General features: G+C 60.8%; 27 protein-coding genes and 1 pseudogene. 9 read left to right on the plus strand and 19 right to left on the minus strand.

Annotated elements, in window-relative coordinates:
* Positions 1-153 precede the first annotated feature (153 nt).
* Positions 154-1,947, plus strand: coding sequence for a DUF7282 domain-containing protein (locus tag MUK72_RS06925; protein WP_244705127.1), 1,794 nt, complete (start codon positions 154-156; stop codon positions 1,945-1,947).
* 111 nt (positions 1,948-2,058) lie between these two features.
* Complete coding sequence (locus tag MUK72_RS06930) at positions 2,059-3,696, plus strand: DUF7282 domain-containing protein (protein WP_244705130.1); 1,638 nt, start codon at positions 2,059-2,061, stop codon at positions 3,694-3,696.
* 294 nt (positions 3,697-3,990) lie between these two features.
* On the opposite strand, the gene MUK72_RS06935 is transcribed toward MUK72_RS06930, so the two are convergent.
* The 5 genes from MUK72_RS06935 to MUK72_RS06955 form a co-directional block, all read right to left on the minus strand.
* Positions 3,991-4,320 (minus strand): hypothetical protein, encoded by a 330-nt coding sequence (locus tag MUK72_RS06935; RefSeq protein ID WP_244705132.1) that lies wholly within the window; start codon positions 4,318-4,320, stop codon positions 3,991-3,993.
* 123 nt (positions 4,321-4,443) lie between these two features.
* Positions 4,444-5,784 carry a hypothetical protein gene (locus MUK72_RS06940; protein ID WP_244705134.1) on the minus strand — a complete coding sequence of 447 codons (1,341 nt, stop codon included), beginning with the start codon at positions 5,782-5,784 and terminating at the stop codon, positions 4,444-4,446.
* Positions 5,785-6,137: 353 nt separating this feature from the next.
* A complete protein-coding gene (locus tag MUK72_RS06945) occupies positions 6,138-6,665 on the minus strand; it encodes a hypothetical protein (protein WP_244705135.1) in 528 nt (175 codons plus the stop codon).
* A gap of 17 nt (positions 6,666-6,682) precedes the next feature.
* Entirely contained in the window at positions 6,683-7,891 is a 1,209-nt protein-coding gene (locus MUK72_RS06950) for a hypothetical protein (RefSeq protein ID WP_244705137.1), read from the minus strand.
* A 495-nt stretch (positions 7,892-8,386) separates the two neighbouring features.
* Positions 8,387-8,830: a hypothetical protein gene (locus MUK72_RS06955; protein WP_244705140.1), complete on the minus strand. Its 444-nt coding sequence runs from the start codon at positions 8,828-8,830 to the stop codon at positions 8,387-8,389.
* 456 nt (positions 8,831-9,286) lie between these two features.
* On the opposite strand from MUK72_RS06955, the gene MUK72_RS06960 reads away from it, so the two are divergent.
* A complete protein-coding gene (locus MUK72_RS06960; protein ID WP_244705142.1) occupies positions 9,287-9,547 on the plus strand; it encodes a hypothetical protein in 261 nt (86 codons plus the stop codon).
* 31 nt (positions 9,548-9,578) lie between these two features.
* Here MUK72_RS06960 and MUK72_RS06965 read toward each other — a convergent pair whose 3' ends face one another.
* Both MUK72_RS06965 and MUK72_RS06970 read right to left on the minus strand, forming a co-directional pair.
* Complete coding sequence (locus MUK72_RS06965) at positions 9,579-11,336, minus strand: hypothetical protein (RefSeq protein WP_244705144.1); 1,758 nt, start codon at positions 11,334-11,336, stop codon at positions 9,579-9,581.
* Positions 11,337-11,512: 176 nt separating this feature from the next.
* On the minus strand, positions 11,513-12,073 hold the full coding sequence (locus MUK72_RS06970) for a DUF1102 domain-containing protein (protein ID WP_244705146.1): 561 nt from the start codon (positions 12,071-12,073) through the stop codon (positions 11,513-11,515).
* A gap of 273 nt (positions 12,074-12,346) precedes the next feature.
* On the opposite strand from MUK72_RS06970, the gene MUK72_RS06975 reads away from it, so the two are divergent.
* The 5 genes from MUK72_RS06975 to MUK72_RS06995 all read left to right on the plus strand — a co-directional run bounded on the left by MUK72_RS06975 (position 12,347) and on the right by MUK72_RS06995 (position 17,102).
* A complete protein-coding gene (locus tag MUK72_RS06975) occupies positions 12,347-12,940 on the plus strand; it encodes a DUF7344 domain-containing protein (protein WP_244705148.1) in 594 nt (197 codons plus the stop codon).
* Positions 12,937-13,518 (plus strand): hypothetical protein, encoded by a 582-nt coding sequence (locus MUK72_RS06980; protein WP_244705149.1) that lies wholly within the window; start codon positions 12,937-12,939, stop codon positions 13,516-13,518. Before MUK72_RS06975 ends, MUK72_RS06980 begins: the two co-directional genes overlap by 4 nt.
* Before the next feature lie 124 nt (positions 13,519-13,642).
* The gene (locus MUK72_RS06985; protein WP_244705151.1) at positions 13,643-14,818 is read left to right on the plus strand and encodes a signal peptidase I; all 1,176 of its coding nucleotides are present in this window, start codon (positions 13,643-13,645) and stop codon (positions 14,816-14,818) included.
* An 8-nt stretch (positions 14,819-14,826) separates the two neighbouring features.
* Positions 14,827-16,359, plus strand: a complete 1,533-nt coding sequence (locus MUK72_RS06990) for a DUF5305 domain-containing protein (protein ID WP_244705153.1) — start codon at positions 14,827-14,829, stop codon at positions 16,357-16,359.
* Between the two features lie 137 nt (positions 16,360-16,496).
* Entirely contained in the window at positions 16,497-17,102 is a 606-nt protein-coding gene (locus MUK72_RS06995; RefSeq protein ID WP_244705156.1) for a YqaA family protein, read from the plus strand.
* A gap of 123 nt (positions 17,103-17,225) precedes the next feature.
* Here MUK72_RS06995 and MUK72_RS07000 read toward each other — a convergent pair whose 3' ends face one another.
* The 6 genes and pseudogenes from MUK72_RS07000 to MUK72_RS07025 all read right to left on the minus strand — a co-directional run bounded on the left by MUK72_RS07000 (position 17,226) and on the right by MUK72_RS07025 (position 20,618).
* Positions 17,226-18,119: a DMT family transporter gene (locus tag MUK72_RS07000; RefSeq protein ID WP_244705158.1), complete on the minus strand. Its 894-nt coding sequence runs from the start codon at positions 18,117-18,119 to the stop codon at positions 17,226-17,228.
* A gap of 41 nt (positions 18,120-18,160) precedes the next feature.
* Positions 18,161-18,724, minus strand: a complete 564-nt coding sequence (locus MUK72_RS07005; protein WP_244705160.1) for an NAD(P)/FAD-dependent oxidoreductase — start codon at positions 18,722-18,724, stop codon at positions 18,161-18,163.
* Between the two features lie 151 nt (positions 18,725-18,875).
* A pseudogene (locus MUK72_RS07010) lies at positions 18,876-19,268 on the minus strand (type II toxin-antitoxin system VapC family toxin).
* Positions 19,265-19,417 (minus strand): hypothetical protein, encoded by a 153-nt coding sequence (locus tag MUK72_RS07015; RefSeq protein WP_244705164.1) that lies wholly within the window; start codon positions 19,415-19,417, stop codon positions 19,265-19,267. The pseudogene MUK72_RS07010 and the gene MUK72_RS07015 overlap by 4 nt, the downstream one beginning before the upstream one ends.
* 74 nt (positions 19,418-19,491) lie before the next feature.
* Positions 19,492-19,797, minus strand: a complete 306-nt coding sequence (locus MUK72_RS07020; RefSeq protein WP_004053286.1) for a chorismate mutase — start codon at positions 19,795-19,797, stop codon at positions 19,492-19,494.
* Positions 19,755-20,618 carry a shikimate kinase gene (locus tag MUK72_RS07025; protein WP_244705166.1) on the minus strand — a complete coding sequence of 288 codons (864 nt, stop codon included), beginning with the start codon at positions 20,616-20,618 and terminating at the stop codon, positions 19,755-19,757. Before MUK72_RS07025 ends, MUK72_RS07020 begins: the two co-directional genes overlap by 43 nt.
* Positions 20,619-20,702: 84 nt before the next feature.
* Between MUK72_RS07025 and MUK72_RS07030 the strand changes: the two genes are divergently transcribed.
* Positions 20,703-21,122: a DUF5796 family protein gene (locus MUK72_RS07030; RefSeq protein ID WP_244705168.1), complete on the plus strand. Its 420-nt coding sequence runs from the start codon at positions 20,703-20,705 to the stop codon at positions 21,120-21,122.
* On the opposite strand, the gene MUK72_RS07035 is transcribed toward MUK72_RS07030, so the two are convergent.
* The 6 genes from MUK72_RS07035 to pabB form a co-directional block, all read right to left on the minus strand.
* A complete protein-coding gene (locus MUK72_RS07035; RefSeq protein WP_004053283.1) occupies positions 21,119-21,481 on the minus strand; it encodes a hypothetical protein in 363 nt (120 codons plus the stop codon). The two genes, MUK72_RS07030 and MUK72_RS07035, sit on opposite strands and share 4 nt — an antisense overlap.
* Positions 21,481-21,720, minus strand: coding sequence for an amphi-Trp domain-containing protein (locus MUK72_RS07040; protein ID WP_244705170.1), 240 nt, complete (start codon positions 21,718-21,720; stop codon positions 21,481-21,483). Before MUK72_RS07040 ends, MUK72_RS07035 begins: the two co-directional genes overlap by 1 nt.
* Positions 21,721-21,800: 80 nt before the next feature.
* Positions 21,801-22,601, minus strand: a complete 801-nt coding sequence (locus MUK72_RS07045; RefSeq protein WP_244705172.1) for an enoyl-CoA hydratase/isomerase family protein — start codon at positions 22,599-22,601, stop codon at positions 21,801-21,803.
* Between the two features lie 48 nt (positions 22,602-22,649).
* Complete coding sequence (locus MUK72_RS07050) at positions 22,650-23,528, minus strand: aminotransferase class IV (protein WP_244705174.1); 879 nt, start codon at positions 23,526-23,528, stop codon at positions 22,650-22,652.
* Positions 23,525-24,106 (minus strand): anthranilate synthase component II, encoded by a 582-nt coding sequence (locus tag MUK72_RS07055; protein WP_244705175.1) that lies wholly within the window; start codon positions 24,104-24,106, stop codon positions 23,525-23,527. The genes MUK72_RS07050 and MUK72_RS07055 overlap by 4 nt, the downstream gene beginning before the upstream one ends.
* The gene (pabB, locus tag MUK72_RS07060; RefSeq protein WP_244705177.1) at positions 24,103-25,590 is read right to left on the minus strand and encodes an aminodeoxychorismate synthase, component I; all 1,488 of its coding nucleotides are present in this window, start codon (positions 25,588-25,590) and stop codon (positions 24,103-24,105) included. Before pabB ends, MUK72_RS07055 begins: the two co-directional genes overlap by 4 nt.
* Positions 25,591-25,658: the final 68 nt, after the last annotated feature.

Genomic DNA, 25,658 nt, shown 5'->3' on the forward strand with positions numbered 1-25,658 from the left:
GGTCTTTATCCGACACGAACGTCCCATACCACACAGCAGCCCGATCCAGGATTTTCCAATAGCACTACAAGAACGTACGATTGATCGATTTTACGCTACATCCAAGGATGCGTAACGATAGATTTATTAATTCGATAGATACGCAATGAACCAATGAACAACAGAGTCGTGATATGGCTCGTGGTTGGTGGACTCGCCCTGTCGACCGTTGGGGCGGGAGCGTTCGTTTCCACGACCGGCGAGGATGGGGCTCACCGAGACACCGAAAGCCAGCCGAGCGAGACGCAACCCATGAGTATCGAGAACGTCAGCGTTCTCGATCGGACGAACGATCGCCTCAGACTCGCCGTCTCGTTTAGCGGCGCGTTCGATCGCAAGCAATTGAGCGCTTCACTCGTGGACGCCGTCGATGACGCGGATATCAGGGCGAGCAGCATGGAGATCGCCGGTGTCGCGAACCACGTGGCGACGGTCGTGGTCGCGACCGGTGGCAATGCGAGCTCGCAGGCGGCAGCCGGTCGACTCAAGCAGTTGCTGCAGCAGTCGGATCGAACGACTTCACCGTCCGGCGACGAGCGTACGAGCGAGAGTTCGGAGCCGAACGCGACGTACTATCAGCTCGACTTCGTGCGCGGTGATCCGATCGAGAACCTCCGTGGGCCCGAGGGTACCTACACCAACGGCAACCTGATTCGTTTCGCACACGGCGCCACGGATGGCATCACTCGCCGTTCGGAGGGTGAGTTCACGACGAATCGGACGCTCGCACGGTGTGTCGAGAGCCGGGAGATCGCAGTCGACGACGGAATCGCACACGTGTCGTTCAGCGTTGCGGAGGGCTGTGGGCCGCTCGAACTGACACTCGCAAGCTACACCAAGCCCGGGCCGGTCTGGTCGCCCGAGACCGAACCGCTCCAGGAGTTCATTGGAGCCGATACACGAACCTTCGAGTCGGGTGATTCCTACACGCTCCGCGTCGATCTCCCGCCCAGCAGCGACACGGTCGCGACGGAAACGGCAGACACGACTGATTCCACCCCGACGCCGTCGCCGACCGAAACGGAAACGAGGACGGCGACAGCCGTTTCGGAACAGACCGCGACGGCAACCGACATTCCAGAACGGACTGCGAGATCGACCGCGACGTCGGAACCGACCGCGACCGCGACCGAGACACCGAATCCGACCGAAACGGAAACACCTACTCCGGAACCGACCGAACCCGAGACGTCACCGTCCGAACCGTCACCAACCTCGACATCGACGCCAACCGCAACCTCGACACCGACTGCGACTCCGACACCAACGCCAACACAGACTGCGACTTCCACACCGACTGCGACTCCGATGCCAGCGCCGACCGAGACGCCGGGAACACCGGACGACGAGCAGCCCAGTATCACGTTCCGCAATCAGCCGTCACAGAACGGGTCGTCGGTCGAAGTGATGGCGGCGACGGTCGACAACGAGAACGGTGGGTTCGTGGCGATCTACAACGCCAGTAGTTTCGACGAGATCGACGATACACCGATCGGTATCTCGAAACTCGGTACAGGTACGACCGAGAACGTCATGATCGATGTCGATCCGCAACTTGACTCCGTGCAGACGCTCACGGTCGTCCTCATCGACGACACGGACGGCGACGGGCAGTACAGTCAGGAGATAGATATGGCAGCTCTCGGCGCGAACGGCGAGCCCGTGAGCGAGTCCGCGAGGGTGGTCGTGCCTGTGCAGGAGACGCCGACTCCGACCGAAACGACAACGCCCACTTCGACATCGACGACCGACAATGAGACACCGCTCCCGTCCGGACCTGCCACGACGAACGCGGCGGCCAATCAGCCATCCGACACGGAAACGATCGGACGATCCATCGAATCCACGACGGTGAACTCGTCGTCCACGGTAACGAACACGACCGTCGAACCGTCGGTGAGCGGTTAACGGCGTCCGAACGATCCGAAACCATTATATCTCAGTTCATATTTGACGAATTAATACGCTGCTGGCCATGGCTCAATGGTGGGGCTGTGCGCCATGTCCTGATGAGTTGCCATGTTTGAACGTCACAATCGAGTCGTGCTGGTCGCAATCGTCGTCTGTCTCTCCGTCGGGATCGTGTCGTTTCCCGCTCTCGATCCAGTAGGCGATGTGGACGCCACGACCGGCGATGCTCGACAGTTCCAGCAAAACGGTACTGGCGTCGCCACTGGGAATCAGAACGATAGTGTCGCATCGAACGTCTCGGTCACGCTCGACAATCAAACCACCACCGGAACGACCGCACGGATACGTTCGGTCACGCTCCCCGAGGCCGGTTTCGTGACGATACACAACCGCTCGTATCGGTCGACCGGCAACGAATCCGGCACGAGCATCGTCGGGGTTTCGTCGTCTCTCGATGCTGGGAACCACGAGAACGTCACGGTCGTGTTTCGACGACTGCTCAAAACGAACCAGACGCTCACCGCCGTCGTACACCGGGACGGCAACGGGAACCGGAACTTCGATTACGCGAGCGCGAACGGTTTCGTCGACACCGCGTTCGGCGTCAACGGAACTCCCGTCTCCGACAGCGGGGTCGCGACGATCCAACGACTCCCGCGATCGGGTGTCGGCAACGCGTTCGACGATCGACCGACGAGTCCATCGGTCACGATCGAAAACCAGACGGCGATCAACGACCGGATCACCGTCGATTCGGTCAGACTTCCGACCTACAGCCGGATCGTCGTTCACAACAGCAGCTACAACGTCTCCTCGCCATCCGCGGCGACGATCATCGGCAAATCAAAGCGAGTGCGGATCGGCACGTTCCGAAACATCACCATCGAACTCTACGACGTTCCAGGTCGCAACCTCGATCGACATCGACCCAACGAATCCGAACGGCTGTACGTAAGTCTCTATCGTGACACGAACAGAAACGGGGAGTTCGACTTTCGGAACCTATCATACGGGATGGACACCCCGTATTTGAACGAGAGCGGTGTCCCTCTCGTCACGAGCGTTCGGGTCAACAATACGGACACTCTCGGGAGTGAAACAACGGTAGCGTCTCCCGAACGGCCACCAACGGCCATACTTGAAACGACGAGTGGAAGCAGCGTTGGGCAGCGAGCAACGACCGATCGGTCAGGGAGCGAAGCAGGAACGAGCGATGACGGCACCGGCGCTGGCGGCGGCGGAAGCGGCGGTCTCGTCGGGCTCTTCGCCATCGGTGGCATCGTCGCGGTGCTCGCCGTCGGATGGGTCGCCGCTGGACGATCCCGGGCCGCGGACGACAGCGACGTCAGCGTGCTCCAACAGGAACTGGCGCGGATTCGGATGGCCGTCAGCCGGTACGGGGTGGATATGCGGGCGTACGGAATCCCGGCGGAGTGGCGGACGCTCGAAATCGAGCTCTCGGCGGACGATTCGGCAAAACGACGGAGTGCTGTCGAAGCACTTGCCGCCATCGATGGACTGGATCTGACTGCGATGGATGGTGAGACGCCCGACGACGCTGACGGGGAATTCACCCATCGAAGCATGACCATCAGCCTCCCACGCGAGACCGTTGAGCGGGCGGAAGACGCTGCGGCGGAGGGCGATGAGCGTTCACAGGAGGTGATCGCGACGCTGCGACGCGTTCTGAGCGCGTACTATCCCGACGCGGTTCGTGCAACGACGGATACGTACGGAGAGGCCTGAGCGCTACTCTTGGTGCAATACTGGATTCTTCACGGCTGAACTATATCATCTCTGATATTGGTTGTCTCATCATCTGCCTGCGGGCGTCGTGATTTGTTGTCCTTGACGCTGTTTGATGCGCCGTTTCAGAAACGTGCCGATCGAATTTCCCCGCTTGACGGAGCGAGCCGCGTGTCGTCTTCGATCTTGAATCTGTATAGTGTAGGATTGTTATGATCTTGTGTAGCTCTCCACTCAAAAATACTATTTCTACGATTCGGATCGTCCATCGTGATTCGAGGCAATTCTCAACATTCACACGCTCAGCACAACACCATACTCGTTTTCCAGCGCGAACTCACAGAGGCCGATTAATTGTAACTCGAAATAGTGTTCCCATCGTTCTGCGTCGCCTTCTCGTTTCATGATCTCCTTGTTGTCACGGAGTCGCTCGATGAGTGTCCTGATGTCACTGTTATAGATTATTGGTGGATCTGCATCGAGGTCAAACACATCACCCATTCCAGTATCTGGATGATCATGCACACTAGACAGATATTGCTCGTATATCATTATTCCATCTTTCGAATTCTCTGCTTTGCCTACTTCCTTTTGCTGGAGAGTAACAATATCTGATTCACTCACACTGTAATTTCCTCCACGCAGTTTTTCGAGCATATTTGCGTAGTAAGCGTCGACAATGTTCTTGTCCACACTGTACCTATTCTCGCCAAGTTGTAGGCGTAAACTCGTCCCCATTCTGGTTACTTATCTGCTTTTGAGCTGGTTTGCTTGGATTGCGTCTCGTAACGCTTGAAGTTCATCTCTTGTGAGATCATATGTTTCATCGTACGCCTTATTATATCCTTCTGGCGGACGCGGGCCGATAGTGTGCTGATCAAAGTCACCGCCATTGAAATCACTAACACTGAGATCGCCCGAAGTCTCATATATTCTTTTAATACTTCCTTGTTCAAATGCTTCGTTGATATTTTCTGTCTGTTGTCGTGCTTCTCTAGCTGCTGCTCTGCTTGGACTGGTCTTGACCTGATCGGTTGCTATGACATCGCCATCTGTGTTGGTCACTACTAGATCAACTTCGCCCTCACTCCCGCCTTGATTGAGTTCGACGCCTTGCTCGTATCTGTATCCTTTCGAGGTTGAGTGTTCATTTTGTGCTATAGACATAGCAAGAATCTCGCCTAGTTCCCCTTGTGCATCACTTTCTCCCGAAGATAGTGTGGCTCCACCATCATTTACGTATTTGTCATATGTATCGAAGGCATCGCTCATCTGTTGGAGGTCGTATCCCTGTTGTTTCCAATCGTATATCGTATCTTCAGGGATGCCCTGTTGTTGTAATTCAGCAGCGGCTTCTTGTTCACGCCCGCCATCGGGACGTAGATCGTCCGGGGGCGGACAGCGCTGGGCCAGTTTCCCACAGAATTGGCGTCGGTCGCTCCCATCTCTATCGCCTTTCTGATCGTTTTGCTTCCGTTTTTGTCGGTTCTTCCGGTCGTTCTGCTTGTTCTGCTCTTGCCCGTTCTGCTCACTCTCGCGCTGTTTGGTCGTCTCGCCGTTGCCGGAAGCAAGAATGCTACCGAGGGTGGCGAGACCCGCAGTGACGTACGGACCGGCTTTCTTGACGACTGTCTTACCCACTATCCCAACGGCTGCAGCCTCGTCAGTGGGGCCCAGTCCGTCGATGGGTGACACCACGGTCAGGATCATGCCCGCCTGTACGACGGGATCGTCCTGATCGATTTCAACGTGTTCGACTTTCGACTGGTTGACCGATAGTGAACCGTCGGCAGGATCCACCCTCACCGCCCGGCCGTCCGGCGTCGTCAGCGTGATGGGGTCCTGTAGTGGCGCAGCGGTCGACGGTTTGTCCCGCCCGCCCGCTTCGGCCTTCACCACTCTGTCGTTTTTGACCCAGAGCGCGATCCACCCGGACGATCCCGCCGGAGTGCGACCGACAATGAACCGAGAGCCGTCGTAGCTTCCGGCCACGTTCGGTCCTGTGAGAATGCGATAAACGGTCTGTTCGAGTCCGTTTCGGTTGGCGTTGTTGAGTATGCCCCGAAGGACCTTCATCTGCAGACTCACCGCCCGACCCCGAAGCTGAACACCGGACCGTCGTTGTTCGGACGCAGGAATGAGCCGCCACCGCCATCGAATATGGATTCGGTTCGCTTGAACCGTTCTGTGTTTTCGTGCGCGGTGCTCAGTTGCTGTTTGGCTTATGATCCGTCATCAGCGCCAGAGAGGTCGTTAGCGACCTCTTCGAGCCCGCTGGCTTCTTCGGTACTGGCGTGAATCACTACATTGTCATCACCAGAAATGGTCGAGCTGAGATCCTGGTCGGCGACGATGAGGACTTCGTCGACCGATGAACCACCGTCTTCAAGCGTGCTCGCTTTCCCGCCCGTAAACACGCCGAGACACTGTAGGATTGTTTTTCAATGTCCTGCTTTGTCGCTTGTCTCCCACTCCTCTTCGACTCTATGGATTTCGTTTTGAATCTCCACCATCTCCTCTTGATCACGGAGGCTGGGATTCATGTCGATGATTGTATCATGGAATTCTTGTGCTGTATCGATAACCGCCTTGATCCACCCCTGCTTCGTAATTGGACGAGACGTATCAATGTCAAGTCGTTCGTCTGGATTTCGTGCCCCCTCCATCGTGGTAGCTCTCGATACATTGATTGTATCTTCGTTCCAGGGTTCGACTACCATCCACGTTGGACCGTACTCGAACTCGAGAATATATTGTTCGTCCGAGAGAACCGCGTCTATTGATTCGAGTAACTGGAGAACGATACCGGATGCGAGCCCGGTTATTCCCTGATTCTGACATCCGTATATGTACGTACTACCAACTGTGATTGTGACTTCTATCCAGTCGCCCGGATACTGCTCCTCGATTACCGTCTGTCGATACTTCGAACCATAGTGAAATTCGATTGTCGCTGTCTCCGCTGGCAATATATTGCCCATATATTTTATATGAATCCGCCCTGTCCATTATTCAACTCTGGCACCCATTTCTCGACAGCGGAGCCACTAATTGGGAATGCTGTTTTGATTTCACCGTTTGACTTCACGATTACTCTCATTTCGTCAACGCCGCTGTTTGGATAGCCATGTTTCGTTGGTTGGAAATAATATTTGGTCTCGTCACCTCGGATCGTGCCGTCACCTTTCTTTATGGCGTCATAAATCATATTTCTCACCCCTTTCTTTGACATGGTATTGGGGAGTTTCTTTCCCTTGATCGTCTGACCGATCGGGAAGAAACTACTCGGGTCTTTCCCATCTATGTTGTTCGTTCCTTCGATGTGTCGTCCTTTGATGTGCTTCCAGCCGCTATCCGAAGTACCCTTTTCGAGCCAGACGACTTCACCGTTGCCCGCGCGTGCATCCGTTGGTTTGACCGCGAGGGATGCCTCGTCTGCATCGCCGTAGTTGGAGATATGACGATAGTCTTTGCTCGACAGGCCGTCATCGACTAGCTTTCCGTCGCCAACGGCTTTCTTCGTCTTGTCCAACGTCTTCCCACCATCAGTAACGAGCCGTCCGGCGTCGTCGCCCTTCTTGCCACCGTCTCCCAGAACGTCGAGGATCTTCCGCTCGAAGGAGTCGGGTGCGTACTTCAGAACCGTTTTCTTGAGTAGACCCAGCAGCTCGTTGGCTTTCCCCGAGAAGGCTTTCGCCCACGCTGAAACACCATCGACGGCCTTGGCCACGTCGGCGGCCTTCCCAAAGCCCGGCACCAGCCCGGCGACTTCGAGTGCCGTTCCCCACGGATTGCCCTGCAGGACGTTGGCGATGAGGTCTCGAACGCCGGTGAGAATGTCTGTACCCGGAACTAACGTACCCAACACGATCCCGAGCGCGTAGAACGGTGAATCGGCCTCTTTCGCCGTGAACGAAAGATCGTGATTACCGATTGATTCGTTATCGGGGAGACCTGCTTCACCGATTAGCGCTCCCGCACTCGCCTCGCCTGCCACCGCCAGCGGGTTCCCCTTCGCTCGTTCCAGTTCACGGCTGACTGCCCCGGTCAGATCTCCGGAACCGCCGCTGTTCGATTCCCCGTTTGTGCCACCCTCACCATCGGCCGACGATTCGTCCCGACCGAGGCTGCCACGCCTCCCGGTACCGTCGGTCTCGTCGTTTTGCGCGGGAGCTACGGCGTTGTCACCAATCACGTCCGAATTACCGTCTTTGCCCCCGGTCTGCCAGCGTCTATCTCATCACCACCGCAGCTTTACTCAATGGGAACTCCGACTGTGTATTGTTTGATCTAGTCAAGATTGGCACCATTGCGAACGTAGTGGTTGAGAACGGTTTTGGAACTCGCGCCATCCAGAAATCGAGACATGACCACGGATGTGGCAATCCACCGTAATCGAGAAGCATTGTCACATATATCAGATATATCACAGCATATTTGCCGAGTTGACTACATCACCGAATTGCCGTGCCTGATACAACGGATGTGATGCCGAGACCAACTTCAACGTCTTCTTGCTGAAGAACGCTTGAATTGTACCACGGAAATCCGCAAACAATGTTCGCTACCAATACGAACGGGCCGCCATCTGGCCTATGATGTACGCAACTCTCCTCTTCGATCAGCCCGTGACTCATCATCTAATACGACAAATCGGAAATTGACCGGCTATCGGGGCTATCTGAATACCTCAATTGAATTTTGAGCCTCTGAGACTCGATTCATGTCGATTCCAATCACCACACTCGATCGACTTCATAATCTCAAGTGCGAGATCTTTGGCTTCCTTTTCTGTCTCTCGTGTTCGAACGACCTCATCGTTGCCGAACCTGTAGTCGATGGTCCGGGTCCCGTCGTCGTGATCCTCGATGTTCGCGATCTCGTACGGCGTCAGCTCGACCGTGTATTCTACGGGTTTGAACTCATCACTAGCATGCCCAGTGCGAATGACGATACGGTAGCACCGCTTGTCGTTGAAGCAGGCGACTCTGAATCGTCCGAACGCTGCTTCATCCCACCGACCGATCTCCCACTCTGATTCGCCATAGTTGAAACGATGGAATTCGCTGGTAGGGGACGGCGTCAGTAGTTTTTTGAGGGATCTGAGTACGCCTCCTTCACCTTGTTCTGTCATCAACACACTCCTCTTTTTTCTACACTTTTCCAAAAAACATAAAGTTATCGCCGATAACCAGTACAAGTACCGGCAAGTTGATGAAAGACTGTTAAATATTAATTCCTGTCACTGAGAAAGCTTCTATATATAATTATTAGAACATAAACTAATCAGGAAGACGATGGTCCTGAAACCAGATGTCACAACTGACTCTACGTGACCGTGATAACCACCCAACCATTGTCTTTGAGACGGTGGTACAGCCAATACCAGTATTCATCAACCTAACGTTTGCCGAACATGTAATACCCATCCCAGTAGAATGTACTTCAAAATCACCAGCAGAATTGGCATGGTCAGCAACTGGTGTGGTCGTTCTGCTCTTAATTCCAATAATTTATATAACAATTATACTTTATTTTAACTTTTAATCGTCATCGCAGCATTTATAGTACAAACCAAACACACTCGGCTATGGTTTCAGTGTCGGATGTTGTTGAATGGATTGTATTTTTTGTCGTGGTGATTATATCAATCACAATCTTCGAGGTTGCAATCCAGCCAGTCTTGGCATACATCGATCCCGCGTTTGCTGACAATGTAATATCATTACCTGGTAGGAACTCCAATACACCAGCGCAAGTGGCAATGCTTGTGACGATGTTGATAATATCTTTTGTTGAGATTGTTGCAATCAGGCCACTAGTCAGGTTGTACTTCTCCAATAATAATTGATTTATTGATTTAATAAAATATTTCATCCAATTTAATGTCGGGATTTTTTACAAATAGCTGATGTGTTTGCCTTGCTCCTTGTTTCACTCTGGCACCACCATGTCCGCAAGCTCAGACCGCGTCCTACTTTACCCGCTCTCGTTTGGTATTGTCTATAATTCCGGACTATATCATCCACTCGCGACGGCGACTTCTGTCTCCTGAGGACACTAACAGTATCAAGTGGGATGTCACTCTTGAGGTAGTATTTCATGTTATCAACTGTGATACCCCGATTGAGAAGATCGTTGACCAGCCCAGCGTCATCCGTCTCATCCATATGGCTCACGACTTCGTCTGGAACCGGCCCAGAACCTGCAACAACGCGTCTAGAGCCATCAACACCATCGAACCTCTGTCGCACTGAACCCGTGACCTCGTTCCTCAACCCACTACTGGCGTCGGTCAGCTTACCGGGGAGTTTGTCCAGTATTTTTTGCCTGGCATTGCTCGGAAGACGCGATAATAAGCCCGATTTGACCATCCGATACAAATCATCGGCCTGTGCGGATCCCATCCCCACCCACTTCGCGGCGTACGTTCCAACTTGTCCGAAGTCGCCGGCTTTACCATACCCCGGGAGGATGGCTGCTAAACCAAGACCGGTCTCCGCCCAGTTGTGGTTCACGGCGGCTTGCACCGTATCGCGGATGTCCGGCAGTATGTCTGCCACCGGTACGAACGATCCAGCCATCCAGCCCACAAAGTACTCCGGTGTTTCGGCCTCTTCGACAGGAAAATTCCCTTCTGGCATCCCAACCGCACCTAACCCTGCACCCAGCGAGAGATTCATCGTCATTCCGGGGTTGAGCATCGCAAAAACGATCATGTCGTCGTAGAACCCCGGAGTGGCAGTAGCAGAGGCCCACAATTCTTCCTTGTGTTCTCGAAGAATGCTGTACTTACCCCTGATGAAACTGGCTACGCCATTGGCCATGTTCGTTACGGCATGCTTGGCCTTGCTGATTTTCCTTCCTGTCGCTTCATCCAAATCCCCAGCCAAATAGTCACCACTTGCGGCAGCGATGCCGTAGGCACCTCTAACGAAGTTTTCACCATAGCAGAGCAATCTCTTTCCACAGCCGTCGTTTTCGCTGCCACCGGATTGTCCGTTCGACCTACTCCCATCTCCATTACTGCTGCCAGTAAACCCGCGAGAAGGCCTGGAATTCGTCGGTTTCGTCTTCGTGGCCTGCAGGGGCGTCTCGATCTCCTTTTTCTTTGCACGCTTTGTTGGTCCGCTTCCCACGTCCGCATCAGTCCGAACTTCGACCGACTGAAGCAGGTTCTTCCCGGGCTCAACGCCACGGGAGTCGATAAGCAGTCCGACGTGCAGCGCCTGCCCGCCGGGTCGAAGCGTGACCGCTCCACCCTTGCTTTCGATGGAATCGCCGTTTGGCCCGACGAAGGCCACGGCCTTGCTGCCACCGGCAAACCAGACACTTACCGATTGAGCGCCTTTATTCGAGATCGTGAAGACGTTCTGGAATGACGTTCGACTACCGGGATTGACACCGCGGCTGCCCTCGCCCATTGTCACCTGCAGCGCACCGTCCGAACCATAGGAAGCGAACTGTCCGTTGGGTCCCTCGGACGTTTCGAGTGCGAGGAACGCGGCGGCGTCGCCGGCGACGGTCACGTCCGCCGAGCGGTCGGCGGACGTGGAGGTGAACGCGCCCGTCGCGTAGACGGCGGCGAACACCACCGCCAGCGCCAGCACTACAGTGCCGAGCTTGCGCGCGCGTCTCACGCTTGACCTCCTGCACGGAGCAGTGGCTCAGTCCGCGGGCGTTCGGTCGTGGACAGGGGCGTTCTCGACATCGGGTCGGAGTCGTAGTGTGTGGCGTCGAGCCGCGTTGATTCTCCCGTAAATTCTGGGTCGTCACGCGCCTCGCGTGGTCACGAGATGGTGATCGATCGCCGGGGTTAGCTCGGATCCTGTGGCTTGCCGTCAGCGCCGGGAGCCTGTCCGGAGTTGGGGGCCGTGGCGTGGACGGTGATGGCCTCGATGAGATTCCCTTGAGAGGCCCCAGAAGTGGTGTCGACCATGATACCGACCTTGACGGAGCTGCCGACGCCGAGGGAGCTGCCCGCCGATTCGAGGGAGCTGGTCGGATCGCCACCCTTGTAGAAGGTCACGGCGTCGGAGCTGTCCTGGATACGGATATCGACCGACTGACTGCCCTTGTTGGTGATCGTAAACACGTCGTCGAAGGAGGTCTTCGCACTCGGGTTGACGCCCTGGCCGTTGACCTTCGCATCGCCGTCGAGGTTCACCGCCAGCCGGCCGTTGTTGGTGGTGGCGTATTTCTGGCCGTTCGGTCCCGATCCCTGTTCGAGCGCGAGGAACGCCTCCTGATCGCCAACGACTTCGACATCGGTGCTCCTATCGGCCGTGACGCTGCTGAACGCGCCGGTGGCCATCACCATCGAGGCGGCGACCACCAGCGCGATCAGCGCGAGCAGTTTTCCTTGTGGCAAACGCATGAGTGTATCCTGTCCCGCGACCGCCGGACGGCCGGCGGGGTACAGCCACCACCTCCAGCGCTATCCCCGTAGTATTGGGCCGCTTGATGCACCATCAAGCACGGCCTGACATCCATCAAGCAGGGCTTGATGCGTTCCACTTGCGTTGCAACGATTGGAAATACAATACTACTATCGGAAAATTTAATACGATAGTCGAAAACCGTCGAATCACGTTCGCTGTGAATGAAGAGGTGTCGGGAGTCGTTCGAAAGACGAGTTGCATCCATACATATGAACGAACAACGCGTGCAGGCGAGATCTGACGACACACCGACGGAAAACGAAGGTGAACTGACGCGGGACGAACGGTTCCAGCTACTCGGCAGTCAGCGACGCCGATGGGTGCTCAGATATCTCAAACACGAAGGGCGAACGGAGCTCGGCGAGCTTGCGGAGCAGATCGCCGCGTGGGAGAACGGCACGACCGTCGAGCGAGTGGCCTATGAACAGCGCAAACGAACGTACACCGCGCTGCAGCAGACCCATCTCCCGACGCTCGCCGAGGCGGGGGTCATCGAGTTCGAGGCCGATCGCGGCGTGGTCGAAGCGACCGAAAGAGCGCGAACGCTCGATCTCTATCTCGAAGTCGTTGCCGACCGCGACATCCCGTGGAGCAGCTACTATCTCGGGATCGGTGTGTTGAGCTGCGTTCTGGTCGGTCTCGTGGCGGTCGGCGGCGATTTCTTCGTGATGATCCCGAACCTCGGCTTGGCGGCACTCATCGGACTCACGCTCACGCTCTCCGCGGCCGTCCACACCTACCAGTCGCGTCTGATGCGAGTCGATCGTGCGGATATCCCGCCGGAGGTGGATCGAGACCCATGAACCGCACAGCGGTGAAATACGTCGGTGTGGTGCTCATCGTCGGTGGGCTGGTGCTCTCGACTGTGGGGGTGGGCGCGTTCAGCACAGTCGAAGCGAACCGACAGCTGTTCGTCGGCGTTGGCGCGGAATCGAACTCGTATCTCGGCATTTCGGCGTCCGGGGCGACGGTGGCCACCAACGGGAGCAACGACGGAATGGGCACGCACACGGCTCGTCCCCGCGAGGAACGAACGGCGTCGTCCACGGTCGTTCTCGGGACGGTGACGAACTACTTCCCGGCGGAGCTCGATACCATCGATTCCACCGTGTCGAAAACATCTGGAGGAGTAGCCGTGAGCGACGTCCACGTACGGAACCTCCCTCTCGAATCCGGCGCGCGCACGAGCCTGGTGGCCACCGTCGACTGTGGGGGCATGTCGCACGGTACGGTGACGATCTCGTTCGAGGCCACGGGGACGGACACCCGTGCCACGGCCGAGCGGACGATGCCCGTTACGTGTGTGAACCGATCGTCGCCACCGTCGAACCCGCCGCGACCGCTACTGTCTCCACAACGGGTGGGCGGCGGTTCGGGATGAGTTCGAACTGCATTGTCGTCGGTAGGCTCAGCTCACGAGACGAGCAGCCAGTGTCGATCCGGGGCCGAAACGGGGACGAAACGCGAGGCAATCGAACCGACGGTCGTCGGACGGGGGCGGTGTAGTGGTTCGGTACCGTCTCGGAACGGTGGTGCAGGCGATCGTCGTTCTCGTTCTCGTGGCTATCGTCGCGGGGCAACTCATCGGCCAGCCAGTGTTGGTGACATACGTCACCAGCGACAGCATGGCCCCGACGATCGCGACCGGTGACGGCTATCTCGTGCTTCCATCCGTGATCGCGGGATCGGTCGAGAAGGGTGATATCGTCGTCTTCAACGCCAAGACGCTCCACGGTGGGAAGGGTGGGCTCACGACTCACCGTGTGGTCGGCGAGACCGGACAGGGGTTCACCACCAAAGGGGATAACAACCCCTTTACCGACCAGTCGGGCGGCGAGCCACCGGTCAAGCCCGTACAGATCGTTGGCCAGGCCGTTTCGGTCGGCGGTGGACCGGTCGTGATTCCGTCTCTCGGAACGGCGCTCACGACCGTTCGCGACGCGATGACGGGTGCGCAGCGGTGGCTGGCGATCAAACTGGGCATGCGGTCGCTGCTCGGAACGCGTGGGCTGGCCTACCTACTGCTCGGTGTGGGTGGGGTGCTCTACGCCGGCAGCGTCGTCGCCGAGCGGCGTGGCTCCGGATCGCGACGGCGTTCCCGACGTCGCAGCCACAGACGCGGTGGATTCCTCCCGCGACGGATCCCGAGGCTCTGGATCGCGCTCGTGCTTGGGTGTCTCCTCGTCGCATCGCTGACTGTGACGATGACCGTCGCCGGCGGGGTGCAGGAGTTCGGCGTCGTCAGCGCCGAACAGGACTCGCCGGAGGCGACGATCGTTCCCGCCGGACAGTCCGAACGACTCGATTACAGCGTTCCGAACGACGGCGTCGTCCCCATCGTGGCGTACGTCGATCCAGCCAGCACCGGCGTCGACACGCCGAGCGATGGCGTTCTCGTCGAACCCGGCAAGCGGGCGACCATCGGCGTTGAACTCTCCGTTCCACCGACGACCGGCTACTACCCGCGCTACGTCGTCGAGCATCGATATCTCGCCGTCCTGCCGCAGTCGTGGATTCACGGACTCTATCTCGTCCATCCGTGGCTCCCCATCGTGGTCATCGACGCGCTGGTTCTCGGTGGCTTCGTCGCAGTCGCTGTGCCGATCGTCGGTCGCGGAACGGTCCGGACAGACACGAATCGGAATCCGATCGTGCGCCGCATCAAGCGGCTTCTCAGGTGATACAACGAATGGCTTCAGATCGACGAACACGGCTCAAGATACTGCTCGACGAGCATTTCCTTGCGATCGTGCTCGTGCTCGCCGTCGTTGCAGCCGGCGGTGCGTGGGCGACGTACACCACCGCGGCCGCTCCAGGCACGCACGTCGAACAGCGTGACGTCGCATCGTGGGGCGTCACCGGTGGCTTCAACCACAGCGCAGCGGTCGTCAACGAGACGCCCATCTCCGAGCGCGGGGCGGTGCGCGCCGGTCAGCACTTTTACTTCACGAACCCGATGCCGGTGTTGGACGGCCGATTTCGGTTTCAGGTCGTGGGACCGGTCGAAAACGCGGTGGTGACGACGCAGGCGACGCTCGTCAACTACGCCGTCCAGACAAGGTCCGGAACCGGCGGCCGGTCCGGAGTCCGAAGCCAGCCCGTTGCCGGCAATGAATCGAAGCCACGCAATCAGTCCGAACGACGATTGTGGGAGCTCACGGCACCGCTCACGACCGATCGAACGCGGGTCGGGGCGGATGGCACGACGAACACCACGTTTTCGGTCGACGTTAGTGACATTCGAGAGCGGGCCCGAGCCATCGATCAGGCGCTTGGGCCGATCTCCCGCGTGTCCGACGATCGAACGTCGGTCGCCGTCACGGTGCGGGTCAACGGGACCGTTGCCGGGGAGCGCGTGGGCCGGTCGTTCGACTATACGTTGCCGATCAACAGCTCACAGGGCTACTACGCCGTCTATCCCCCGGAAACACCGGCGACGACGCAGTTCAGCGTCACACGCCCGATGACGGTCGAAAACGACTACGGACCGCTGGTGGTCCTCGCCTCGCTCGTCGGACTACTCGTTCCGCTGGTCGCGCTGGCTGGCCTCCTCCACGGCCGAGCGAACGGCTGGTTCGACGTGTCTCAACCCGATCGCGCCGAGATACAGCGCGCGACGCTCCGCTCCGAGTTCGCCGAGTGGATCACGACCGGAACGGTGCCCGCCGAGGACGACAGAACCGTGGTCACGATCGATTCGTTGGAGGGGTTGGTCGATGTCGCCATCGACTCCGACCGGCGCATCGTCGAGGACGACGACACCGGCACGTACGTCGTTCTCGACGGCGATGTTCGGTATCGGTTCGTCCCCGACTGGACGACCGATGCGTCCAAACCCACACTCGACGGTCATAGCGACGATGAAATCCCGGAGAACGCGAGCACGGGCGACGGTGTGGACGCGACCGCAAGCACACCCACCCGATCGGCTGATGGGGACGACGGAGAGGCACAACCGACCGCAATCGTTGAACTCTCCAGCCCGCCAGCCGTGGATGAGGGTCGATCCGATCCCGACTCCGCTACCGACGAACGATCGGGCGCTCCGTCGGGTATGCTGGATCGACTTCAGTCCGCCATCGGGTCAGTATTCCGCCGATCGAACGTGCGACGGGACGGTTCCGAAATGACGGAACAACGTAATGGGACGTCGAACGAGGCCGCATCAGCGTCCGAGACGGAATCGTCACCCAGTGCGGACGACAAACGAGACGAGCAGTAACTGGGTGTCGAGGGCGAGATCGTCGAAGTCGGATTTACCGACAGTATCCGAACTCGATCACGTCCCCGATACGACCGTAGCCGCAATCGTCGCGAAGTCGGGGAGCTTTTCATCGGCGCTGCGCGAACCGAACGGTAGTGTCACTGCCTGCGTTGTTGGATGGAATTCATCTCTCGCGCGAGTTCTTCGTCTCGCTGGGGCCGCTCGGCGTGTTCGCGGTGGCGTTTCTGGAGTTCTTCCTGTTGCCGGTGCCGCCGGATCTGGTGCTCATTCCTCTTACCGTCATCAGCCCGGCGCTCGGTCCGATCTACGCGGCTCTCGCGACCGCCGGTTCGGTGAGTGCGGGGCTCGTCGGCTACACTGTCGGGCGCAAGGGCGGTCGGCGGGTGCTCGAATCGCGCTTTTCCAGCGAACGTGTCGCTGGGGCCGAAGCGTACGTTCGGGAGTACGGGTTCGCCGTCCTGTTCGTCGGCGCGTTCGCACCGATTCCCGAGGGCTACGAACTGCTCTCGATCGCCGCGGGCGTCTTCGGCCTGCGTCCACGAACGTATCTCCTCGCATCGATCGTGGGACGTGGCGGCCGATACGTCCTGGAAGCCGGGTTGGCGATCGTCGCTGGTGGGGCCGCTCGCTCGCTGACCGAGATCGAACTCTACGCGATCATCGGCGTCGTGTCCGTCGTGATCGTCGGTGCATACCTGCTTCGGGATCGATGGCTGCCCGAGGAATTGGACGTCCTCTGATCCAACTGATGGGGATCAACCGCCGCGACCGATCGGAGAGTTCCTGAAATCGTCGGCACGCACGCTTCTCGTGGATGCTTCGGACCCTCGATTCCCGGGAGCCGATAGCCACGCGGCCGACGATCAGGCCCGTGCGGTGACGGTGATGCCGAGCAGAATGACCGCCCCGCCGACGACGGTGACGATACTGGGAACCTCGCCGAGCAGGAGGAGGGCGAGCAGCGCGCTACCGATCGGCTCGCCGAGCAGCGAGACGCTGACGACGCTCGATTCGAGGTGGGCGAGCGCCCAGTTCAACACCGTATGGCCGAAGATTCCCGGGCCGATCGCCATGCCGACGAAGAGCAACCACTCGCCCGCGGGATAGTCCGTGAGCGCCGCGCCGTCGGCGAGCACGAGCGCGAAGAGGACGACCGCACAGACCGAGTAGACGACGATGACGTACGGAATCAACGGGATTCGCTGGCGGAGCGAGCGCCCGGCGAGCACGTAGCCCGCCGCACAGACCGCACCGACGAGCGCCAAGGCATTGCCGTAGAGCGGGGCCGGGCCGGCGACCGCCCCGGTGATCGAATCGCCGATCGACAACGTCGCGATGCCGACCAGCGCGAGCGCCATGCCCGCGATCGTCCGCCGGGTGACGTGCTCGGCGAGCAGCCAGGACGCACCGATCGCGACGAACAGCACCTGTGACTGGACGATGGTGACGGAGGCGGCGACGCTGGTGAATTCGAGACTCTCGAACCAAGACGCGAAGTGGATGGCGAGCGCGACCCCGCCCGCTCCCGCAACGAGCCAGTCGCGGGCCGTCAGTCGCGAGAATGCGTTGCGGTGGCGCACGACGGCGAACGGCGCGAGCAGGAGGGTAGTGAAGAGCACGCGATAGAACGCCTTCACGATGCTCGGCGCGGCGCTGAACCGGACGAGGATCGCGCTCGTACTCACGGCGACGACGGCGATCGCGAGCGCGGCGAGCGGCGGCGTCGCGCGTTCGATACGACCGAAAACGTTGCTCACGGCGATCCGACGGTGAGGGGGTGCTTACCGCTTGTGATGCCCTATTCGGCGTCGGCCGGCACGTCGAAGTCGTGGAAGTGCTCGCCCTTCTCCTTCGTGAGGATGTTGAGCGCCGCGGCCGCGCCGTCGCCCGCCGAGATGACCGCCTGCCACTCCTCGGCGCGCACCATCGCGCCCGTCGCATAGGCGTTTTCGACTGTCGTCTCCATCGTGACGTCCACGTCGACGACGTCCTCGTCGGTGAACCCACAGCCCATCTCGTCGGCGAGGTCGCGATCGGCACCCGTCGCCAGGATCACGTAGCTCGCCTCGTGATCACCGTCCTCCGTGCTGACGGTGAAGCCGTCGCCGTTCGCTTCGACATCCGTGACTTGGGTTCCCTGGTGGCGGTCGACGCCGAACTCGTCGACCTGTTCGCGGGCGTCGTCCACGAACGCCGAGCCGTCCTCGCTTTCGATGCCCAGGTAGTTGAACAGGTGGGCCTTGTGCATCCAGGTCTCGTCGGTGTCGAACGCGACCGTATCGAGGTCGTTCTTCGCGGTGAACAGCGCCGCGCTGAGCCCTGCGGGACCGCCGCCGACGACTGCGACATCTGACTCTGTCATCGCTGCGGGCTACGACCGCGACCGTGATAAATAGTGGTGACGGCTCCGGTTGCTTCGATAGTCCGTTCTCATCGATTACGTCCGTCGGAAGCAGGTCGATCGTCGGGTTCCGTATCCGTCTGAAGCATCGAAGTAACGCGTTCCTGGATCGTCAGTCGAGAACGGCCGACGGGGAGACAGCGCCGTTGTCGAGCAGTTCTCCATCGAACGAGACCATCGTCGCATCAACGTCGTCGGCCAACGCCAAAAGAACGCAATCGAGCGTATAGAGGAGCGTGTCCTGCTGCCGTTCGTATGCTGCTATTTGATCGCTGATTTCGGGCGCATAGATATCAATATCTGTATAGATATCCGATAGTACGTCTTCGACTCGCTCCTGCTCGGCGTGCTTTTTCTTCGTCAGCACGGAGCGAATCTCCATGAGATTCAGAATCGAGGTGCAGAACTCGTCGTTTCAGTTGAGGAGGCGTGTTGCCGTTTCGCCACGCTACGGTTCGTCGGTGAGGCTGGCGATGAAGACGTTGCTATCGACGAATAATTTCATTCGCGCTCGCGTTCATCGCGTACCGCTTCGACGGAGTCGATATCCGCGTCCGAGAACCGACCGGAAAGCAGATCGCCCAGTCGTGAGGATTCCTCATCGTCGTCGGATGGGCTGTCGTCCGCGGTCGGCGGCATCGCATAGCTTCCCATAGCCAGCCATTGCCACCGTGTCTGTAAACCGTTTTCTACGATGCAACGACCGACCAGTGATCAGCAGCAACCAGTCATCGACTCTCGCGCTGTTCGACCTTATTGAGTTCGATCAGTAGCCGGAACATCGCCTTCACGAGGTTGTCGTCGACATCGAACCGTTGGGCGTTCTCGCCAGCCCGATCCATCACGCGCTGCTCCTGGGACTCGTCGGTCGTCGGCAGCCCCTGTTCGCGTTTGACCTCGGCGATGGCGTCGGCGACGTAGGTACGCTGGGCGATATGTTCGACGATCTCGCGGTCGATCGTCTGGATCTCCTCGCGCAACTCGTCGAGGCTCATTCCGTCCGTGCGCCGTCGGTCCGGCTCGTCGTCAGCCATGTATCCCCATCGTACTCGTTCCACGCCTCTTGTACCTTCGTTAGTTGGTCGCGCTCGCCGACCGCGACGTAGCTCGGCCCGGTGCCCGACAGCGAGACGCCCGCAACGTGTTCGAGCGCCGCCATCGCCGGTGCAGTCGGAAAGTCGAGCGCCGCACAGAACGCCAGCCCGTTGACCGTCATCGCGCGCTCGTAGCCCCCCGCGAGCGCCTGCTCGGTCGCGACCTCGACGACCGGTGCGACGCGCTCGCAGCGCTCCACGTCGGCGTCGGCGCTGAACGCACGCTCGTCGGGCGTCCACACCAGCACGTCCCAGTCGACCGTTCCGCGCGCGAGCAGCTCGTCGGCCGTGTTGTCCGTGACGGTGACGCCGCCGAGCATCGAGGCGCTCGCGTCGTCGAACGCTCCCGTCACCGTAACCCCGACATCGCGGGCGGCGCGCACGCCGAGTCTGGCGGCGTCCTCGGACGAAAGCGCACCGCCCTCGCCCACGGTTACGCCGAGCGCGTCGCAGGTCGCCAGCACCGTGGCGTTGGCTGCGGCGCTCGAACTCTTGAGCCCGGCGGCCATCGGCACCTCGCTCTCGGTTTCGACCCACCCACCCTGGCCGTCGCCGTACTGTTCGACGACGAGTTCGACGCAGCGCTCGATGAGGCGCGTGTCGGCGTCGGGCGCGCCGGCGATCGTTCCGGTCACGTCGCCACCACCGGAGAGTTCGACCGTCGCGGTCGTCTCGCGGTCGATGGCGAACGCACTCCCCCTGCCGGTGGCGAGTGCGTTGATCACTGTGCCGGCCGCCGGCGCGCTCGCGCGTCCGTCCATGCCGGCGAGTTCGCCCCGGCGGCCTTACCGATAGCGGTCCGCGCGGAACACGCCGTTTTTGCCGTAGAGTCCAGTAGTCCTCCCATGAGCTACCACAGCGAGCATTCGCCCGACACGCTGTCGATCGATCTCACGGACGGGGGCATCGCCGTCGAGTACACAGACGGGCGTGAGGCGTTCTATCACGGCGTCCCGGCGAAAGTCGAGGAGAGTCACACGACCGCACCGGGAAAGGAGGTCCACGTTCTCGTCACCGATCCCACCGAGACCGAGGGCGTGCTCGTCTACGTCAACGATCGGACGACTGTCGACGAGATCATCACCGAGACCGGCGTCGGACGCGTGCTCGTCGACGACGGCGAGGAGACGACCCTCTTTCCGGGCGTGGACGTGCGCGCCGACGGCCACCGCGTCACCGTCGCGGCCGACCCGGAGACGGCTCGCGGACGCGTGTTCGTCTTCGAGGAGGACGAGCGAAGCGAGCGCAGCGTCGAGATCGTTTAGATACCCGGTACGCCGAGCGCGTCGGGCGTGATGAGCCCGAGCGTCGCGAGCAGGTAGACCACGACGAAGACCACGAGCCACGCGACGAAGCCGATGCCGGCGGCGGTGATCCAGCCGCCGGGATAGCGCAGATTGATGACGCCGATCCAGACGACGAGTGCGAGCAGCGCACCGAGGACGGGGATGAAGCCGACGAAGAAGCTCACGATCCCCCACGCGACCGCCCCGAGCAGGGCCGTGAAGGCGGCGTTGCCGTAGCCCACGTCCCGGTCGGCGACGAGGCGCACGCCGGCATAGATGCCGACCGTTCCGAGGAGCAGGCTGACGAGGAAGATGACGAGACTGTCGAGGATCGCCATTATTTCCCCCTCCAGTCCATCTTGATCGTCACCGACTCACGACTCCCTCGGAGGATCGACGAGCGCTCGCGCACCCCGACCTCGAAACCGAGCGAGTCGCGCGGATGGAGCGTGATCGTCTTGTTGTCGATGTCGATGCGGAACTCGTCGTCGGACTCCAGCTCGTCGGCGATCTCCCGCAGGCGCTCGGCGGCCTCGGCACGGTCGAGTTTCTCTTCACTGATGTTCTTTTCTGCCATACTCTTGATAGTGCTGGATTTCAATTAAGGGTTGTGCCTGAAACGACGGCAGTCGGTACCGAAACCGGTAGTTTCGGCCCCTACTTCCCGACGAACGTTGGGTCATACTCGTCGTCGGCGAACGCGCGTGCGCCCTCCTCGTGATCGTCGGTTTCGAGCAGCGTGCCGAAGATCCGCCGGTCGTATTTGCGCCCCTCGCGGAGTCCGGCCTCGACGCTCACGTTGCCCGAATCCTTGATCGCGCGGACGGCGAGCGGCGGCTTGCTGGCGATCGTTTCGACGAAACTCTCGGTCTCGTCGGCGAACGCTTCGTCGTCGTAGACGTGGTTGACGATCCCCTCGCCGGCAGCACGCTCGGCACTGATGTGCTCGCCGGTCATGGCGAGTTCCTTTGCGAACGCGGGCCCCGCAAGCCGCGAGACGTACTGGACGCCGCCGGCACCGGGCAGCAGTCCCAGATCGACTTCCGGGAAGCCCAGCTGACTCGACTCGCTGGCGAGACGGAGATCGCAGGCCAGCGCGAGTTCGAGCCCGCCGCCGAGACAGTAGCCGTCGATCTTCGCCACCACCGGAGCCGAGAATTCGCCGATCGCAGCGCGCAGCCCGTGGGCGTCGAAGGCCGCCGGCGACGCATCGGCGAATCCGGTGACGTCCGCGCCGGCACAGAACGCCTTCTCGCCGGCCCCTTCGATCACGACCGCACGGACTGCGACGCCCTCCTCCTCGGCGTCGCGCTCTTCGAGCAGTTCGAGACCGGTCTCGATGTCGGCGCGCATCCGCCCGTTCATCGCGTTCAGCGCGTCCGGCCGGTTAAGCGTCAGCGTGCCGACGCCACGTTCCTCGTCGAACGCCACGATCACCGCGTCGAGTTCCTCGTGCATGCTGATCCCATTGGTGCTCGGGATGAAGATACTGCCGGTCGCACACGATCAATCGTCGTAGTGGCGCTGCTCGACGTACTCGTCGAACAGCCGCGTCAGGAGCTGTGTGACCGGCCCCGCACCGACCGCGATGCCGTCGGCACGCTCGATCGGGCGCAGTTCCCACGTCGAGTTGGTGAGGAAGGCCTCGTCGGCGCTCCGGACATCGGCCGGCACGTACTCGCCCGTCTCGACGGGAAAGCGCTCGTCGGCGGCGAGATCGAGGACGACCGAGCGCGTCACGCCCGGGAGGATTGGTCCGTCGAGGCTCGGCGTCTTGAGCGTCCCGTCCTCGACGAAGAAGACGTTGCTCGTCGTCCCCTCGACAAGATTGCCGTCCATGTCTCGGAGCAGCGCCTCGTCGGCGCGATACTGCTCGGTCGCCGCGCGTTCGAGTTCGAGGCGCGCGAGAACGCCGCCGAGGTAGTTGTGGGTCTTCGCGTCGGCGGGCAGCGCCACGTCGGGCGCGCGGCGCGTCTTGACGATCTGGACCGTCGCCGGCTCCGCCCAGACCGACTCGCCATCGACGCCACCGTGGGAGAGTTCGCCGATCTGGATGACGACCGTCGGCTCGGTCGCTTCCCCTGGTGTGAGCCCGCGCGACTGGACGCCCCGCGAGACGGTCAGTCTGAGGTAGGCCTCCGGGAGTTCGTTCGCCGCGATCGTCTCGCGGGCGCGCTCGTGGAGATCGTCCGGCACGGCGTTGTCGAACCCCAGTCGCTCGGCACCGTCGTGGAGCCGGTTCTCGTGGGCGTCCCACTCGAAGATTTGCCCCCCGTAGACGCGCATCGTCTCGAAGACGGCGTCGCCGTACAGAAAGCCACGATCGCGGACGCTCACCGTGGCCTCGTCCTCGGGCACGAGCTCGCCGTTCACGTGGTATTTCATGGCTCTCCCTCGTTCGCGCAGCGCTCGCAGAACGCGCGGACGAGGTCCGTTCCGCTCTCGGTGAGGATGCTCTCGGGATGGAACTGCACCCCGATATGTGGCTTCTCGGTGTGGCGCACGCCCATCACGACCCGGCGCTCGTCGTCGGTGGCGGCGCAGGCATCGAGCTCTTCCGGGAGATCGTCGCGCTCGACCGCGAGCGAGTGGTAGCGCCCGGCGACCAGTGGGTTCGGCAGGTCGGCGAAGACCCCGCGACCGTCGTGGCCGATACGCGAGGGCTTGCCGTGGATGACGTCCGGCGCGTGTCCGACCGGCGCGCCCGCGGCGGCACAGAGCGCCTGGAGACCGAGACAGACCCCCAGCGTCGGGTAGTCGAGCTCGGCGAACATCGCCATCGAGACGCCCGCCTCCTCCGGCGTTCCGGGACCCGGCGAGACGACGATCCCGTCGGGGTCGAGCTCGCGGATCTCACCGACCGTGATCGCGTCGTTGCGCCTGACGCACACCTCGTCGTGGACGCCGACGTACTGGACGAGGTTGTAGACGAACGAGTCGTAGTTGTCGACGACCAGGATCACTGCTCGACGCCCTCCCGATCCGCGACCGTCACGTCGGCGTCGAGCGCCCGCGAGAGCGCATCGACGAGACCACCGGCCTTGGCGAGCGTCTCGTCGTATTCTCGTTCGGGCTCCGAATCGTGGATGATGCCCGCGCCGACGCGCAGCGAGTACGTTCCCTCGCGCCGGACGAGCGTCCTGATGAGGATGTTGAACGTCGCGCGCTCGTCGAGACCGACGATACCCAGACTCCCGGTGTAGGGCCCGCGGCGCGAGCGCTCGACCTCGTCGATGATCGCCATCGTACGCGGTTTCGGCGCACCGGTGATCGTCCCGCCGGGGAAGACGGCCGCGAGCACGTCGGCGAGGCTCGTCCCCTCACGCAGGCGGCCGTCGACGACCGAGACCAGATGCATCACCGACGAGTACCGATCGACGCGCCGGTAGTCGCTCACCGTCACCGAGCCGTACTCGCAGACCTTCCCGAGATCGTTGCGTTCGAGATCGACGAGCATGGCGTGTTCGGCGCGCTCCTTCTCGTCCGCGAGGAGGTCAGCTTCGAGTTCGCGGTCCGCGGCGTCCGTCTCCCCGCGCGGTCGGGTGCCCGCGATCGGCTCGGTCGTTACGACCCCTCCATCGCGCTCGCAGAGGAGTTCGGGGCTCGCGCTCACGAGATCCACGTCCGGAAACTCGACCAGCGCGGAGTAGGGTGCCGGGTTCACGGTCCGGAGGGCGGCGAAGAGCTCGACGGGATGGACGGTCGCCGGCGCGCTCAGGCGCTGGGAGACGTTCGCCTGGAACGTTTCGCCGTCGCGGATCCGTTCTTTCACCGTCGCGACGCGCTCGGCGAACGCCTCGCGGGAACAGTCGCTCTCGAAGCGGATCGATTCCCCTACCCTCGTCGCTTCTTCGACCGACGAATCACCGTCGTGGACGGCACGAGCCAGCGCGAGTGCGCGCTCGCGACCCACCTCGTACAGCTCGTCGATCCTCTCGACACCTCGATCCCCACCGTCGACGCGCGGACAGGCGGTCACGCGGAGCGTCGTCGTCTCACCGCGGGGCTCCTCCCACGCGGCGAGGCAGTCGTAGAAGCCGACCTGTGCGCGGGGAAACCCCCGATCATCGATCGTCGTCGACGGCAGCGATTCGAGCTCGCGGGCGACGTCGTACGAGAGCCAGCCGACGGCACCACAGGGGTAGGGAACGTCACAGCCGGCGCGGCGCAACTCTTCGTCGGTCAGGTCGTCGATCGCGTCAAACGCACCGTCGCCATCCGCTTCGACGGTCCGGAACGCGCGCGGTTCGACGCCGAAATAGCCCCAGCCCGACTGGCCACTCGTGGTCTCCAGAAAGACGCCGCCCTCGTCGGTGCGCGCACGCCGGTAGGCCGTAAACGGGTCCCGAACCGTGGTCCGCACCTCGACCGGAACGCGACACGCGCCCGGCGCGTCCCGGACGGCCTCGCGGAACGATTCACGGGACGTGACGACGGTCCGGTCCATTGCATCGAGAACGCACTCGCATGGTCAACGGTGTTGTGGTTTCGTTCGCCGGGCGACCGCTCCACACG

This window comes from Halococcus dombrowskii, from assembly GCF_022870485.1.
Taxonomy (GTDB): domain Archaea; phylum Halobacteriota; class Halobacteria; order Halobacteriales; family Halococcaceae; genus Halococcus; species Halococcus morrhuae.